The sequence below is a fragment of the Chitinophaga sp. genome (assembly GCF_039596135.1).
Lineage (GTDB): Bacteria > Bacteroidota > Bacteroidia > Chitinophagales > Chitinophagaceae > Chitinophaga.
The window spans coordinates 83,794-98,504 of record NZ_JBCNKH010000010.1 but is presented as its reverse complement, the minus strand read 5'-3'; the positions used below and the strand labels follow the sequence as shown (position 1 = coordinate 98,504).

General features: G+C 46.7%; 11 protein-coding genes. 3 read left to right on the top strand and 8 right to left on the bottom strand.

All coding sequences use genetic code 11. The features are described from left to right. Window positions 1-11: 11 nt before the first annotated feature. The 4 genes from ABDW16_RS09590 to ABDW16_RS09575 form a co-directional block, all read right to left on the bottom strand. Window positions 12-1,505 (bottom strand): SusD/RagB family nutrient-binding outer membrane lipoprotein, encoded by a 1,494-nt coding sequence (locus ABDW16_RS09590; RefSeq protein WP_343669321.1) that lies wholly within the window; start codon window positions 1,503-1,505, stop codon window positions 12-14. 8 nt (window positions 1,506-1,513) lie between these two features. Beyond that, window positions 1,514-4,984: a SusC/RagA family TonB-linked outer membrane protein gene (locus ABDW16_RS09585; protein WP_343669319.1), complete on the bottom strand. Its 3,471-nt coding sequence runs from the start codon at window positions 4,982-4,984 to the stop codon at window positions 1,514-1,516. Window positions 4,985-5,043: 59 nt separating this feature from the next. Further along, window positions 5,044-5,991, bottom strand: coding sequence for a FecR domain-containing protein (locus ABDW16_RS09580; RefSeq protein WP_343669317.1), 948 nt, complete (start codon window positions 5,989-5,991; stop codon window positions 5,044-5,046). A gap of 72 nt (window positions 5,992-6,063) precedes the next feature. Next, the gene (locus ABDW16_RS09575; RefSeq protein WP_343669315.1) at window positions 6,064-6,603 is read right to left on the bottom strand and encodes a sigma-70 family RNA polymerase sigma factor; all 540 of its coding nucleotides are present in this window, start codon (window positions 6,601-6,603) and stop codon (window positions 6,064-6,066) included. 106 nt (window positions 6,604-6,709) lie between these two features. On the opposite strand from ABDW16_RS09575, the gene ABDW16_RS09570 reads away from it, so the two are divergent. After that, a complete protein-coding gene (locus ABDW16_RS09570; RefSeq protein ID WP_343669314.1) occupies window positions 6,710-7,450 on the top strand; it encodes an ROK family protein in 741 nt (246 codons plus the stop codon). A 75-nt stretch (window positions 7,451-7,525) separates the two neighbouring features. Here the strand turns inward: ABDW16_RS09570 and ABDW16_RS09565 are convergent, their stop codons facing one another. The 3 genes from ABDW16_RS09565 to ABDW16_RS09555 are packed head-to-tail and all read right to left on the bottom strand — an operon-like array spanning window position 7,526 to window position 11,520. Next, on the bottom strand, window positions 7,526-7,867 hold the full coding sequence (locus ABDW16_RS09565) for a DUF4280 domain-containing protein (protein WP_343669313.1): 342 nt from the start codon (window positions 7,865-7,867) through the stop codon (window positions 7,526-7,528). A gap of 1 nt (window position 7,868) precedes the next feature. Beyond that, window positions 7,869-8,462, bottom strand: a complete 594-nt coding sequence (locus tag ABDW16_RS09560; protein ID WP_343669312.1) for a hypothetical protein — start codon at window positions 8,460-8,462, stop codon at window positions 7,869-7,871. A 10-nt stretch (window positions 8,463-8,472) separates the two neighbouring features. Next, on the bottom strand, window positions 8,473-11,520 hold the full coding sequence (locus ABDW16_RS09555; protein ID WP_343669311.1) for a contractile injection system protein, VgrG/Pvc8 family: 3,048 nt from the start codon (window positions 11,518-11,520) through the stop codon (window positions 8,473-8,475). Between the two features lie 122 nt (window positions 11,521-11,642). Between ABDW16_RS09555 and ABDW16_RS09550 the strand changes: the two genes are divergently transcribed. Both ABDW16_RS09550 and ABDW16_RS09545 read left to right on the top strand, forming a co-directional pair. Next, complete coding sequence (locus tag ABDW16_RS09550; protein WP_343669309.1) at window positions 11,643-12,269, top strand: ABC transporter ATP-binding protein; 627 nt, start codon at window positions 11,643-11,645, stop codon at window positions 12,267-12,269. After that, entirely contained in the window at window positions 12,270-13,367 is a 1,098-nt protein-coding gene (locus ABDW16_RS09545; protein WP_343669308.1) for a hypothetical protein, read from the top strand. 23 nt (window positions 13,368-13,390) lie between these two features. Here the strand turns inward: ABDW16_RS09545 and ABDW16_RS09540 are convergent, their stop codons facing one another. After that, entirely contained in the window at window positions 13,391-14,698 is a 1,308-nt protein-coding gene (locus ABDW16_RS09540; protein ID WP_343669307.1) for a RagB/SusD family nutrient uptake outer membrane protein, read from the bottom strand. Between the last annotated feature and the right edge of the window lie 13 nt (window positions 14,699-14,711).

The window sequence follows — 14,711 nt, the reverse complement described above, 5'->3', positions numbered from 1 at the left end:
TGATTTTATTGTTATGGTTTCTGCCACCATACCTGTGTGCTGATTTCATCTGGTCCCTGGCTGGCAACAGCCAGTTTATAGTTTGTCGGATTGGTTGACTGTACATACACCGGGTAAGTCATTCTCGCCGGCATCACGCCATTATTCCGCAACCCCGCTCCCTTGGGCAGATAAGGATGCCCTGTACGACGGTATTCGAACCATTGCTGCATATCCGTCAGGAAGAGTGCGTAATACTTTTGCTTATGTATCTTCTCCATCTTCTGGTCCAGCGTTTCATCATTCAGCCATTCGATATCTGCCGCTGCCAGCCAGGTGGTGATGGATATTGGCCAGGTAGGTATCCACTGCGTAATGCTGTTGAGCGCACCTGTGTTATAATAGGTCTCTGCCGATCCGCTGATCCAACCTTTTGCCGCTGCTTCTGCCAGGATAAATTCCAGTTCCGCATAGTTCATCATCATCCCCGTCATCGGTTCTGTCATGAGCGATACGGCCGATGTATTGGAATAGAAATAACATTTTTTTACAGGGTTCTCACCCGGTGCATACCCACTTGGCACACCCTGGTAGGTACCGGAATAAGGCGCAATTCCCCACCGGTTAAAACCACCAGTGCCATATGTCGGGATATCGATACGCGGGTCATTCCACTGGGAGAGATTGTCAATAAAGAAACTCGCTATACCCGGTGTACGGAAATCCTGCTCACGCACACTCAGGTAAGGTGATGAATAAGGCCCTACCCCCGTCCAGCGCAATATGGCAGATTCATCATTGCTGGTCATGATAGGATAGTTACTCTTGCTGGTTTCAACAATGTCTTTAATCTTTGCAATCGCTGAATCAGACTTCGCTGATACACGCAATAATAAACGCAGGTACAGTGAATTGCCAAACTTCCGCCACTTAGCTACATCCCCATTGTACACCGGATCACTGGCCGCTGTGATAGCAGTACCTGCACTCAGCAGGGTATTGGCTGTATCCAGTTTTTTGAAGATGTCGAGATAGATATCCTGCTGCGCATCAAAACGCGGCTCATAGATAAGACTATCCTTTGCAAGATTGGACTGGAAGTAAGGAATATCGCCATAAGTATCTGTGAGAATAGAATAGATCCATGACTGACAGATGAGGGAGATCCCCATATAAGATTTATTGTAGTTCAGTGCGTCGCTGGCGATGGTATAAATATCCTTGTAATTGGTCAACTCAGAATAAAGACCATTGTACAGGTAATCTGACCAGGTAGACCGGTAGTCGTAACGGAACACCTGGCCTTCTGCATCACTTATGTTCACAGTCACCTGCATCAGCTCATTGTTGAAGTTGCGGTTACGCAGCATATTGTAGGTAAGTGTATTCACCAGTGCCGGCGCCAGCAATTGCTGAGGCAAGGCAGTGGGCGTACCATTTGGGTTTGTATTGGTCTCCTGGAAGTTTTTTGTACAGGAGCTCAAAAAGATACCCAGTAAAAGTATGTATGTAAATTGCTTCATCATGTCGAATATTAAAGTCCAATTACCAGATTAAAACCAAGGGTACGTGTAGACGGGAACTGCCCGATCTCAAAGCCCTGCAGGATGTCGGATCCATAGAGGGTACCGAATTCAGGATCGAACATTGGCCATGGAGACCAGATGAACAGATCGCGGCCATACACACCTACTGTGGCCCGCTGGAAACCCAGTCTTTTCACTAATCCCTTACTGAATGTATAGTCGATACGGGCTTCCCTGAATTTGATAAAGTCGGTGCGGAACACGCTGCCTTCTGCATTGTCTACACCATAGTGAGAACGGTAATACTCGTCTATATCCGTTGCAATCACATCGTTCTTACGGTACTGGCCATCTTCTGTAGCTACCACCCCATTCCCGATAATACCGTTGTAACGACCCGGCAGTGTTTCTTTCAGCTTACCCTGTTCTGCCATTTTGTAGTGGGTAAGGGAGTGTGCCACACCGCCATACTGTGCATCAAAGAGCAGGTGCAGGTTGAAGCCTTTGTACCTGAAATCGTTGGTCCAGCCCAGCTTTGCTTTGGGTAAGATATTCCCCAGGTATTTTACTTCTGCTGTGAGCAGCGCTACCCCTGTGGTGGCATCATAAATGATCTGACCATCTGGTGCACGCTGGTAACCACGACCATACAGGTCACCCATGCTGCCCCCTACTTTCGCTACGATCTGGCCACCGCCTACAGGACCTGTTCTCAGTACTACGGAGCTATCGGCCAGACTCATAATACGGTTACGGTTTGCGGAGAATACCACGTTGGAACTCCAGCTAAAGCCATCCTTTACACTCACCGGTGTAGTATTCAGCGCTATTTCAATCCCTTCATTTCTCACATCGCCGGCATTGATCAATATTTGTGTAAAGCCGGAAGCACGGTCTACTATACGCTTTAAGTGCTGGTCTTTTGTATTACCCCTATATACTGCCACGTCTATACCCAGCCTGTTGTTGAAGAATTGTACATTGGCACCTAATTCATAAGTGATGGTACGCAGCGGTTTCAGGTTCGGATTGGTGAGCAGGTCTGGTGCAGACAAACCACCATTGTACAAACTACCTGCTGATAAATAATTGTAAGACGTGAGGTAAGCAGATGTACCACCACTACCTACGCTGGAAGCAGACAGGCGAAGTTTGGCAAAGTTGATCGCCTTAGGCATGTGCAACACTTCTGATGCCACAAAACTCAGGTTGGCAGCAGGATAAAAGAAACCGGAATTGGCTGTACGATAAGGTGTAGCCAGGGTACTGGTCCAGTCCTGTCTGCCTGTAAGGTCCAGGAATAAATAATCCCTGAAACTACCGGTTACCATACCATAAAAACTGTTGATGGAATATTTACTCTTGTATGGAATGGTCACCAACGGACCCGCCGCATTAGAGAAAGAGAAGATACCCGGGAAAGTCAGTGAATCTGCACGGGTTTCATCTTTGTTATAATTATTTGTCAGGGTGCTTCCACCAGCTGTGGCAGAGAATTCAATATCTTCATTAATTCGCTTGTTGTATTTCAACAGGAAGTCGCTGCTCGCTTCCATAGAGAAGATATTTTGAGTACGGTAACTACCTTTTGGCAGTTTTGCACCTGCATCATATGGTCGCTCCTGTGCACGCTGGTCGTAGGCAAAGTCAATGGATGTTCTCACCAGTAAACTCAGGTCCTTGGTGAAGTTGTAAGTAGCCTGCACATTGCCAGTGATACCGTTACGGTTTGTTTTATTGATGAACTCATTGGCTACTGCAAACGGGTTTTCAGGATAAGAGCTGAATGGGTACTTGATGGCACGTCCCTCCTGCCCTTTCACCCAATAGTCACGCAACCAGTCGATGCTGGCATTGGGTTGCCAGAAGATGTACCAATACATGAGGGATTGGTTACCATAACCGGAACCGGGGAGGTTATCACTCGATTTATTGGTATAATTTACTTTGGAAGAGATGGTCAGTTTGTCGCTGATCTTTGAATTGACGGACATTGCAACGGTGTTACGTTTGTAACCAGTGTTAGGCACGATCCAGTCATTGTTCACGTTGGTAAATGAAAAGCGGGCAGTGGTCTTGTCCGTACCACCATCTACACTGAGGCTGTTGGTGAAGGTCTTTCCGGTCTGGAAGAACTTTTGCAGCTGGTTGGTGTAGGGTCTCCACAGGGTTCTTTCAGTACCTACCTTTTGCGTAACAGGGTCGTACTGAAAGAACATTTGTCCGTCGAACTTGGGGCCGTAAGCAGAGCTGGTACCGCTGGTGCTGGCACCATCTGCAGAGGCGCCGTAGGAATAATAAGCGGCGCCATCCAGCCCTTGTCCATATTCATATTGTAATTCCGGCCAGCGGTTTACCTGTTCCAGCGATTCGTTGGAATTGAAGGTAACACCTAAGCCTCTTTTGCGGGGGGTACCGGCTTTGGTGGTGATGATCACTGCACCGTTTGCCCCACGCTGACCATACAGTGCCGCAGCACCAGGGCCTTTCAGGATAGTAACAGATTCAATATCTTCTGAGTTGAGGTCGTTCAAACCGGTACCATAGTCAGCCGGCATGTTGTCAGAACCGGTACCATAGGGGGTTTCACCATCGATACCTGTACGGCGTCCGCTACCATTGTTGATTACCACACCATCTACCACGATGAGGGCTTCGTTGTCTCCATTCAGGTTGTTTTCGCCACGGAGAATGATTTTGTTGGAACCGGTAGGGCCAGCGTTGGAACGAACCAGGTTGAGGCCCGCCACTTTGCCGGAAAGGGCGTCTGTCCAGTTGTTAGACAGGGCATTGGTCAGCTGCTCGCCTTTTACAACGGTGGTGGCATAGCCGAGGGCTTTTTCTTCCCTTTTGATACCCAGGGCCGTCGTTACCACTACTTCATTCAGGGCTTTGGCATCCGGCGCCATTTGCAGGTTCAGTTGCTGCGTTTCGTTCACTGCTACCTGGCGGGTGATATATCCGATAAAAGAAAATACGAGTGTAGGATTATTGCCGGGTACTTTCAGGAAGTAGTTCCCATCAGGACCGGAGATGGTACCGATATTGCCACTTTTGATGCGCACGTTTACACCTACGAGGGGTTCGCCCCGCTCGTCAGTGATGCGGCCCCGGATCATGATGTCCTCGGGCTTGCGGGTCACGATGAAAGTATTACCGTTTTGCGTGAATACATAACCGGTGTTTGCCAGGGCTGCGTGGAGAATCTCCTTTGCAGTGGCGTCATAGACCTTAATGCTGACGCGTACATTGGCATCTACGTCATTAGGACTATAGTTTACGAGAAAACGGCTGTTTTTCTGGATATACTGAAATACATCTTTCAGTGGCTGATTGCTCACAGTGAGGTCCAGCTTTTTTTCAACCGTTTGTGCATTGATGTTGGGCAGCCATGCTACAAAGAAGAATAAAACCCATACTGAAAGTTTGGGGTAGGAAATCCCGAACGGGCATCCCCGCTTTTTTGTACATTTGTCCATTCATTTAAAAATTTAGCTTGTACTGAATTTTGGCACCCTGTTACCGCAGGGTGCTTTTTTTACCTGATAACTATTTGATTGTCTGAAATCTTGTACTGGAAACTGCTCATCAATTTTAACTGTTGCATGATGTTGTCGATCGTATTGTTCCTGAATGTGGCAGTATACTTCCGTTTTAGTAAAGTGGTATCCTTTACATCAAAGTGAACAGCGTACCTGTGCTGTAATACCTGTAAGACCTGTTGCAAACCTGCATCCTGGAAGATGAGTTCTCCCCTGATCCAGGCAGTTGTAGTGGCAGTATCTATATCCTGTCTGATAAATGTCCCATTTTCCTTATCTGCGGTCAATCCCATGCCGGCGCTCAAAACGAGTCCTTTGAGGCCGATTTTACCGCTGTTTACGTTTACTGACGCTGTGCGTTCATCTTTATAATCCCGCATGGTAAAAGACGTTCCTAATACCTTTACATTGAGCTGGCGGGAACGGACGAAGAAGGGCCGCCTGGCATCTTTCGCAATTTCGAAATAAGCTTCTCCTTCATCTATATATACAATACGTGCGCTGTCGTCAAATTCCTCAGGAAAGTACAGGGTAGAACCACCGTTGATGGTAATGCGGCTACCGTCAGACAATGTGATTGCACCGTGCTTACCATCTTCTATGCGCATGGTACGAAAGCGTCGTTCCGCTTTGCGATCCAGGTTTATTTTTCTCAGCAGGAAAGTGCTGCCTAACAATAAAACGAAAATGGCCGCGTAGCGGGTGAGGTTGATCAACCTGATAGCAGGTTTCCGGTTTTTGTGGAAGCGTTCCAGCGCTGCGTCAATTTCAGCTTCGGGCAACTGGTGCTCTTTATTATTCAAGAACGCGTCTACGGGAAACAGCTCCGACAATTCCTGTTCGGACAGGCGGTCCAGTGCCTGCTGCAATTGTTGTTTTCCGGCAGCATCCAATTTGCCTGCCTGATAGTCATCCAGTCTGCGTCTGATGTCGGAGATATTCATTTAAGAGACGTCGTTTTATATAAGAACGGCGAATTAAAATGGGCACCGACAGGTTGGTAGGTTAAGGAATTGTTACCAGATAAAAAAGAAACTTGCGAGGCGGGAACGGAGAGAACGGAGTACCCGGCCGATGTAGCGTTCTACCGTTTTTTCAGACACCCCTTCCTGCAGGGCGATCTCCTTGTAAGTGAGGCCGTATTCGCGGTTGAGGAGGTAATAGCGGCGCACCGTTTCTTCGTGGTTATTAATGGTGTGGTTGACAATTTGTTGCTGTTCCTTGGCTTCGATCACGGTCATAGCCGGGGAAAAATGCCCGGATTCGGGGAAACTGACGGTGTAAGCATCGTGTTGCTTGCGCTCACGGAGCGCTGCCTTCAGGTGATCGAGGAAACAGTTACGGGCGATGACGAGAATGTAGCGGGCGATTTCGGATTCTTCCACAGGAAGCAGGTGGAATTTTTGCCAGGCTTTCAGGTAGGCTTCCTGGGCCAAATCTTCGGCGAGTTCTTTATTATTGCTTATTTTTATGAGATATGCTACAGTACCCGACCAGGTCTCTTTAAAGATCTTATCGAAAATCGCAGCAGTATTTTTAGAATTGGAATGCATCATATAAATTGACGCACAAAATTACGAGGCCAGTTTAAAGTGAGTGTTAAGTTTTTATAAACAAAAACCGGTGTAACTTTTGTATTGATTTGCATAAATTTTTAATAACATGGCAGAGACAGGACATATTTTAGCGATTGACGTAGGTGGATCGCACATTAAGTGTACGATCCTTAATAAGGAAGGGGAATGGCAGATGGAGTATAAAAGGGTGAAGACACCGGAGGCTCCTACACCGGATAAGGTATTGAATACCATTGAAGAGCTGGTGAAAGACATGCCGGCGTACGACAAAGTATCAGTTGGGTTTCCGGGGTATGTGCGGAATGGGATCGTGTTTACGGCACCGAACCTGGGAAATCCGCATTGGAAGAACATTGATTTAGGACAGCAGATTGCGGATCTGTTGAATAAACCGGTGCGGTTGGTGAATGATGCGGATCAGCTGGGGCTGGGTGTGGTGAGTGGAAGGGGGTATGAGCTGGCGGTGACGCTGGGTACGGGGTTTGGAACGGCGCTGCTGATTGATGGGTATTTGCTGCCGCATTTGGAACTGGCGCATCATCCACTGACGAAGGAGAGCGATTATGATGAGTATATAGGGAATAAGGCGTTGGAGAGGGAGGGGTTGGAGAAGTGGAATAGGCGGATGGAAAGGGTGATGGAGGTGCTGAAAGTGGTGTTTAATTATGATCGGTTGTATTTGGGCGGTGGGAATGCGGATAAGATAGATTTTAAGCTGGATAAGAATGTGGTGCTGTTTACGAATAGAGATGGGATTAAGGGTGGGGCGAAGTTGTGGGAGATGGAGGATAAGTATCATATTAGTACTAACTTTCCTAAAAAGTAAATTTAAAAGGAGATTGCTTCGCAATCTCCTTTTAAATTTAGGAGCGGGGCCTGCCGGCGGCTTCGCTGGCACAATTCATCCCTCAGTAGCGGCAAAACCACTCTGCCCCGTCGATGCAAAAGATATCTTCCCACCCAACCCACACATACAATACGATTGATCCGTCAATTCCTTATCAGCCCCAATCGCATCCAGCGATGTCGTACCCTGCCAGGCCGTAGGCTTTGGCATACACGGTTTCTGCGTCACACTACACACCCCAAACGGCGGTATATTCGTATTCGCACTTTTATCTTTTTCAGTAGCCACCAGCTTATCTTCTATATACACATACGACTGACTGGTGACCTTCAGCACAGCCGGCGCCGCACCTTTGTCGCACTTCATCTGGGCGGTATCTGTAATAATTGTCAACATACTAATTATCGTGATGAGTAGAAGTTTTGATTGTAATCACCTTGCCTGTAACAGCATCCAGGTTCACATGCTTCAACTGAATATCCGCACCACCCACATGCCCGTCTTCATGGGTAATAATCCACCGATCGCCAATAGTATCAGACTTACGGTTAATACTCGTCCAGCGGTCAGCCAGTGACAGGTTATTGCGCTTCAGGAATTCCATCACCTTATCCAGGGTAAATGTATACGGCTCATCATAGTTCACAGATTTTTGTGCTCCCCCCTGTTCGTTATAAAAGTGCCATGTACCCAGGCGAAACGTGCCTTTATTAAACAGGTCACCTTCTTCTTTCAACACCCCGTTTTTATAATACTCACGATAGTGATCAATATATGTACCCGGTTTACTGGTCGTTTCGGCATATCCACCATCAAAGTCGGTCTGTCTTACCTTCACACCATCGTGCTCAAAGGTATATTCACCTGCCTGTTTGTTTTTATTATAGGTCTCTATATCGAATCGGTTGTTCATATTTGTTTGTTTGATTTGTGCACAGGCCGCAAATGAATGCATGATAATCAATACGGCCAGCCAGAACTTTTTATACATATTAATTGATTTATTCTTTTCCTACATTCGCTCTCACCTTCTCCCACTGCCACTTCCAGGTACTGATACGCGTCTTGCCATACTGGTGGGAATAGTCCATGATATTCTCCGTTTCACCAATCTTGAACACATGACTACCACTATTGTCGAAGGTGTGATACAGTCCCATAGCATGCAGCAACTCGTGGGTAGTGGTCGCAGTATTATGGGTATTAAAGAGCACTACACTCTTGGCGACTATATCTTTGGCACCGCCATTCAGCCCCTGGTAACTACCGCCGTTCATATACCCGCCTTCTTCATCAAAGAAGAATACTTTGTAATAATCCTTATAAGCAGCATACTTCGCATTAAAGGCCTTTTCCAGCGAATCGTGTATCTGGTTACCACCCGGGTAGGCATTTACAGCAGCATTGCCCGTATCTGCCGTGAGCGCATTTGTTTTAATATCCGCATCTGCTGTCATATCCAGTTCCTGTTCTACCAGGTTCAGAATGATCAGACCCTGGTTCATGTATTTCTCCAGGAAAGCCTTTTCACCGGTAGTAGCACCGGTTTTGACAGCTGTACCCAATTTGGTTTTGACTTTTACAAAAACAACATTTGCTTTATAACGCACCTTGTTTTTTACTACAATCAATTTTCCGGCCAGCTTAGGCGTATCCAAAGTACCATCTGCCTTTTTGGTATAAGCCATCACCTTTATTTCCTGGTCGGCATCTGATTCTTTCAGGCATTCTACCGTCAGTTCCAGTTTATGACTCCCCTTGCTTTTCGGTGTGATCTGCTTTTTATCGCATTTAATAAATTCATCCTTATATTCCAGTTCTATTTTTTCCGGTTCTTCTTCTACTTCTACAAGCACCTGTACGGTGGCTTTGGTATTATTATAACTTTTACCCCCGGGAAATAAACAGAGCCATGACTGGTAGTATTCCGCCGTCGTTTTGCCATCCGCTTCCTTCTTCCAGGGAATAAGGGCCGGACTGTATCGGGTGGTCTTCAGGGTATTGAATTTGGCATCGCTCTGTGTAAACACAGCTCCCGACTGGGTAGCATATACACTACCATAGCTACCTACAATCTTTTTGTATTCCACATCCCCCACGATGCTGGTATCTTTGATACGCAACCAGTCAAAACCATACTCCCCGGTCCAACCGCTTTTGGGGCGGAAACTCACAATTACCTTGGCCGGAATTTCAGGCTTTGCCGTTTCGTAGGTATCTGCTTTATTATAGTGTTTATTGCCCTGCTCTCCTTTCATGTTCAGCACCCCTTTACTGTTGGCCAGTATCTGTTCATCACTGTGCAGCATGATTTTGCTCTGGCCTGCTGCGTAGAGTTGCTGGGCTTCTATCTTGATTTCATCTTTTGAATTGAACAGCGCCTTGCCTGCCTGCATGTGCAGGAAGTCGGCAATCATCTGCGTCATGAGCGGGGTATTGACTGCCATTGCTTTCATGATATTCATGAGCAACTGTCCACCTACATTCATTTCCATCTGCTCGCCTACATTGATATTCATGTTGCGGGCATTGAGCGTCATGTTCTCAGGCGCTGTAATTTCAATACTGGAAGTGCTGGTATTGAGGAAGATGACATTGCTGTTTTTGTCAGTGATGGTAATGCTTTCACTACCATCTGTATCGTCCAGCCGAATGATGTGGCCACTGCGGGTTTTGATCACTTTCAGGTTGTTCTGGGCATCCCCAAAGCTGGTTCTGGCCGTACCATTATAGGTAGTGCCTGTTACAAACGGGGCCTCCGGATTACCACCTTCAAAGTCGACCCATACCTCCTCGCCTTTTTCCGGCATAAAGTAAATTCCTTTGTCTGAACCGCTGTGTGCATTGAGCACACGGATCCAGGGGGTAGTGCCGGTATCCTGCCAGCGAAAGCGTACCTGTACACGGCCCAGTCCTTTGGGGTCGTGGTTTTCGATGACGGTAGCGCTCTGTGGTTCGCAATATGGAATAGCATGCAGGTCGATGTATGGCATGGCAGTATCTGCAGGAATGGCTTCGAATGTATTTACATAAAGGCCATTGTCTGTGCAGGAATGCTGCAAAGATGTGATGAGGAACTGTCCATGGTCTTCGGTAGACAGGAAGTTTTCTTTTATAGTAATGATATCGCCGATCCTTAAAGACGTTTCATTGGAACGACCTTTCATCACCACCATGCTGGCAGCTTTGCCCTTGTACTGCAGGGCAGTCAGATCGTCTACCTGCGCCTGCGCGCTGCTGCCAAAACCATAGTTCATCTTATACAGGGAGGGTTTGCTATACAGCTGTTTGCTCACCTCCTGCATATGCGTGCTGTATTGGTTAGTGCCGCTGGCTGCCTGGGATTGGGTGTCATTATGCACCACAGATTCCTGCCGGTAATCGTAGCCATTCAGTTTCAGGTTATTTGGCTTCACATCCAGCGCCAGGTCAAAATCCAGCAGATTCACCTGGTGGATCAATTCAGTCTGCCGGTTTTTGTACTGGCCAAAATTGAGTTGTTGCCCATCGTAGAAGAACCATTCGCCATAGCGGGCCGCAAGGCGGCACACAAAAGCATAAGCGGTTTCCTTGTACTGAACAATGTACTTGAGCGACGCCTGGTTATTGGGTTTTACCGATAACGGGGGCATGAGTGGCCCGCCTGATTTCAGGACCGTATCAACAATGTCGCTGAGCGGGCGGCGCTCAAAGGTGGCAATGTGAGGATCGTTTTCCAGCAGGATGTCGGGGCTGAAACCCCTGATCACACAGAAACCGTTAGTACCATCGTTTTCTTTACCGGCATTGATACCGGTTACGATGCCATCAAAAATCAATGGTTGAGCAGTGCTCAATGGATCTGCAGGTTTGATGGTAATTTTAATTTCTTTGCCTAGAAAGTTCTTGCTGGCGTTGAACAGACCATTTCCTAACTTGTTCAGCCAATCGTAACTAATGAGAATTTCAAATGAATGATGTCCTCTGATTTGCTGGTACAGATTGAGTGAATGAAATGAGGAAAACAGGTTCCCATCAATGGAGAATGAAGTTTGGGTATGTAAAGACATGGTTAAGGGTTAAAAATCAGGCCGAATATACGAAAAAATACTAAAGTGCCTCATCCAAAAATTAATGTTAAAAAATAGGAGCGGTCTCATCATACATCAATAATTTTTCTATATTGATAACTATGCTTCAACTCACGAATGTTCGCAAAGCCTACCAGGGAAAAGTAGTACTCAATATACCTTCCCTCCTGCTGGATCCCGGCATCTATTGGATACAGGGCGCCAATGGGTCGGGTAAATCTACCTTGCTGAAAATCATTGCCGGCATGGTCCCTTTCGAAGGGGATATCCATCTCAAAGGCAGCAGTCTCAGGCAATCGCCCCTCGCCTACAGGCAGCATATCGGGTGGGCTGCAGCAGAACCGCTGTTTCCGCCTTTTATGACAGGTATGGACCTCGTGATCCTGTACCAGCGGATCAGGAAAGTATCACAGCGGGAAATTGATCAACTCATAGAACGTTTCAATGTCGGTAATTTCATCCAGGGGCAGGCTGCTGCTTATTCTGCCGGGATGACCAAACGATTATCACTGTTACTGGCCTTCATCGGGAATCCATCTCTTATTATCCTCGATGAGCCATTGACCACGCTGGATACAAATTCATTTACACTAATGTCTGATCTGATACTGGAAGCCGCTCAGAAAAACGGCACTTCTTTTTTAATGAGCTCTCACCAGGACCTGGATACCAGTTTGCTGAATGCACAGCGGGCATTGACAGTTATTAACCAAAGCATCGTACAATAAATGACAAGATATCTACTCCGTTCATTGGTTTCACCCTTCTTCAGAGAGAATGGCGGGCTGATAATTTTCATTTACACCATGACGGTGTTTATCGTCAGCTCCCAGTCCGGTGCGGGTGTGTATGAATATCATTTATTCCTCGTACTGGGTGCTTTCAGGCATCCGGGTATGATGGGTATGGTATTTCTGCTCTGGTTCCTGTATACGAGAAAATTTACAGCCTTTGTGGTCGCGGAGATATACAAGCCCGAAAATATGTTCCTGCATGTTTACAATTATCTCAGTAAGAAAAAGCAAACCGGGTTACTGTTCATTGCCACCCTGCTACTGATGATCCCTGTGTGGGCGTATGTGGTATTTATCGTTTATACGGGCATACAGTATGGCTATATAGGCGGCGTATGCGGGGTCATTGGCTATTTATTATTACTATGCCTATTGTCGGCACTATGGCTGGCACACCGGCTACGGCATATTGCAGAAGGGAAAGCACCGGTTTTAAAATCTGTTAAATTCACTTCTATGACAGGGATGCTCTTGCGATATATAGCAACGAAACAACTCGCGACATGGGCAGGATTAAAGATTTTCACCTGCGGCCTGCTGTACCTGATTGCCGTCAATAACGACATGCTGTATTATAATGGGCAGACTATTTTTATTGTAGTGAGTCTGGGTATTTTAGGCAATGGGGTCTTAGTATACCGCTGCAGGGAATTTGAAGATGTGTACCTGAATTTTTACAGAACCATGCCGGTACCACAAAGCATCCGATTCCTGGAATATGCTTTACTCGATTTTATACTGATCATACCAGAGTTATTACTATTGGTATTATTAGTACCCAAGCATATGCCGCTCGCCGATGCACTGATCTTTTGCTTATGCGGCTATAGCAGTATGCTGCTGATGACGAGCCTTACTTTTTACAGGCATTTTACCAAATCACAATTCTATAAGTTATTGTCAGTCGTACTTTGTGTACAGTATATTTTTTTAATGACAGTCGGATTGCCCGCCCTGTTTATTGTGCTCACATTGATCGCCATCGTCTTATTCAGGTGGAGATATTATAAATACGAAACGCTTCTGCCATAAGAGACAGAAGCGTTTCTATATACTTATTGGTTGCTTTCACTTTGTGGTAATGGAAAATGACTCCATACATTATCATCTGCCCTGTCAATTGGCAAAGTATTCAACAGTCCATATCTTCTCATATCTATCCATCTGTGACCTTCCATAAACAGGGAATAGCGCCTGTTGTACAGCAGTTCAGTCGTCAATGCTGCATTGGTCACCCCGCCTGCATAAGCCGGCAGGTTGTGGGCAGTACGAATACGGTTCAGTGCTACTATTGCATTCGGGAAGTTATTCGTTTGAATACTGGCTTCAGCATAGATCAAAATCAGCTCTTCATTGCGGATGATGCTCACAGGCGCATTCAGTGAATTCCATACAATCACATCCCTGTTGCCTGTCAACCCACCCTGACTGGCCGATGAATTACGTACCTGTGTTTTGCTGATACGGTCATCCCCCGGCACAATATCAGTGGCAAATGTAGGATGCGCTACCCGTACTTCCCCATTACTGTTTGGCGCGATATACAGGGTATTGGCCAGATCGCCGCCATTGGTAGAGAAATAATGCCATACACCGGTAGTCAGATCGCCATTCAGGTCAAAGAAAGATTCATTCAATGCAGTTAGTGCCGCGGTCCATTGTTTCCGGTAAACGTGTACCCGGGCTGCCAATGCCCGGTTGAATTTCAGCAAACCTGCAGCATCTTTAAATCCTGCAAATCCAGCTGATAATGGGAAGATTACCTCCGCTCCTGTCAGATCAGTTTTGCCGTCATCCAGGAATTTCAAAACAGAATCCAGCACCACTCCCGGATCGGTGATCACTGGGCCCTGTGCAGCACCATTCGGCACGGGGATGCGGGCACCACTGGAATCTGTAAAATTGATATTGAGCAATAACTGGTAGCCGATGAGGGTCTTTGCATAACCTGAAAATGCTTTCTTCTGTGCTTCGCTGGCTACGGCCCCACTGGTATGACTAATGGCTTCCAATAAAATATAACACTGCCGCATTACCTGGTAACGGGATGCCCAGGGGTTGGTAAGATAAAAAGTATTATTATCCAGTACCTTGGTACCACCGCCTAGCAGGTCGGTCGTATAGCGGGGTTCTGAACTGGAAAACCGATAAATTTCACGGCCGATGATTCCCTCCGCATCCAGGTAAAAATTAATACTGGTACGCATACCCGATTCGGCACCGGTAGCCAGGTTAAACAAATCGCTACGGGTAGGATTGCCCGTGATACCGGTGATGACCGGTGTATTCAGACTATTGATCTCCCCTTTCTGACAGGCATTCAGCAATACCAGTAAGCAAAGGGCTATGATGATGTGTTTCATGTGTCGAATGTTT

What these genes read in the sequence shown, in the direction of transcription:
- ABDW16_RS09590 (WP_343669321.1), bottom strand. Translation starts at nt 1,505, where the DNA reads ATGATGAAGCAATTTACATACATACTTTTACTGGGTATCTTTTTGAGC.
- ABDW16_RS09585 (WP_343669319.1), bottom strand. Translation starts at nt 4,984, where the DNA reads ATGGACAAATGTACAAAAAAGCGGGGATGCCCGTTCGGGATTTCCTAC.
- ABDW16_RS09580 (WP_343669317.1), bottom strand. Translation starts at nt 5,991, where the DNA reads ATGAATATCTCCGACATCAGACGCAGACTGGATGACTATCAGGCAGGC.
- ABDW16_RS09575 (WP_343669315.1), bottom strand. Translation starts at nt 6,603, where the DNA reads ATGATGCATTCCAATTCTAAAAATACTGCTGCGATTTTCGATAAGATC.
- ABDW16_RS09570 (WP_343669314.1), top strand. Translation starts at nt 6,710, where the DNA reads ATGGCAGAGACAGGACATATTTTAGCGATTGACGTAGGTGGATCGCAC.
- ABDW16_RS09565 (WP_343669313.1), bottom strand. Translation starts at nt 7,867, where the DNA reads ATGTTGACAATTATTACAGATACCGCCCAGATGAAGTGCGACAAAGGT.
- ABDW16_RS09560 (WP_343669312.1), bottom strand. Translation starts at nt 8,462, where the DNA reads ATGTATAAAAAGTTCTGGCTGGCCGTATTGATTATCATGCATTCATTT.
- ABDW16_RS09555 (WP_343669311.1), bottom strand. Translation starts at nt 11,520, where the DNA reads ATGTCTTTACATACCCAAACTTCATTCTCCATTGATGGGAACCTGTTT.
- ABDW16_RS09550 (WP_343669309.1), top strand. Translation starts at nt 11,643, where the DNA reads ATGCTTCAACTCACGAATGTTCGCAAAGCCTACCAGGGAAAAGTAGTA.
- ABDW16_RS09545 (WP_343669308.1), top strand. Translation starts at nt 12,270, where the DNA reads ATGACAAGATATCTACTCCGTTCATTGGTTTCACCCTTCTTCAGAGAG.
- ABDW16_RS09540 (WP_343669307.1), bottom strand. Translation starts at nt 14,698, where the DNA reads ATGAAACACATCATCATAGCCCTTTGCTTACTGGTATTGCTGAATGCC.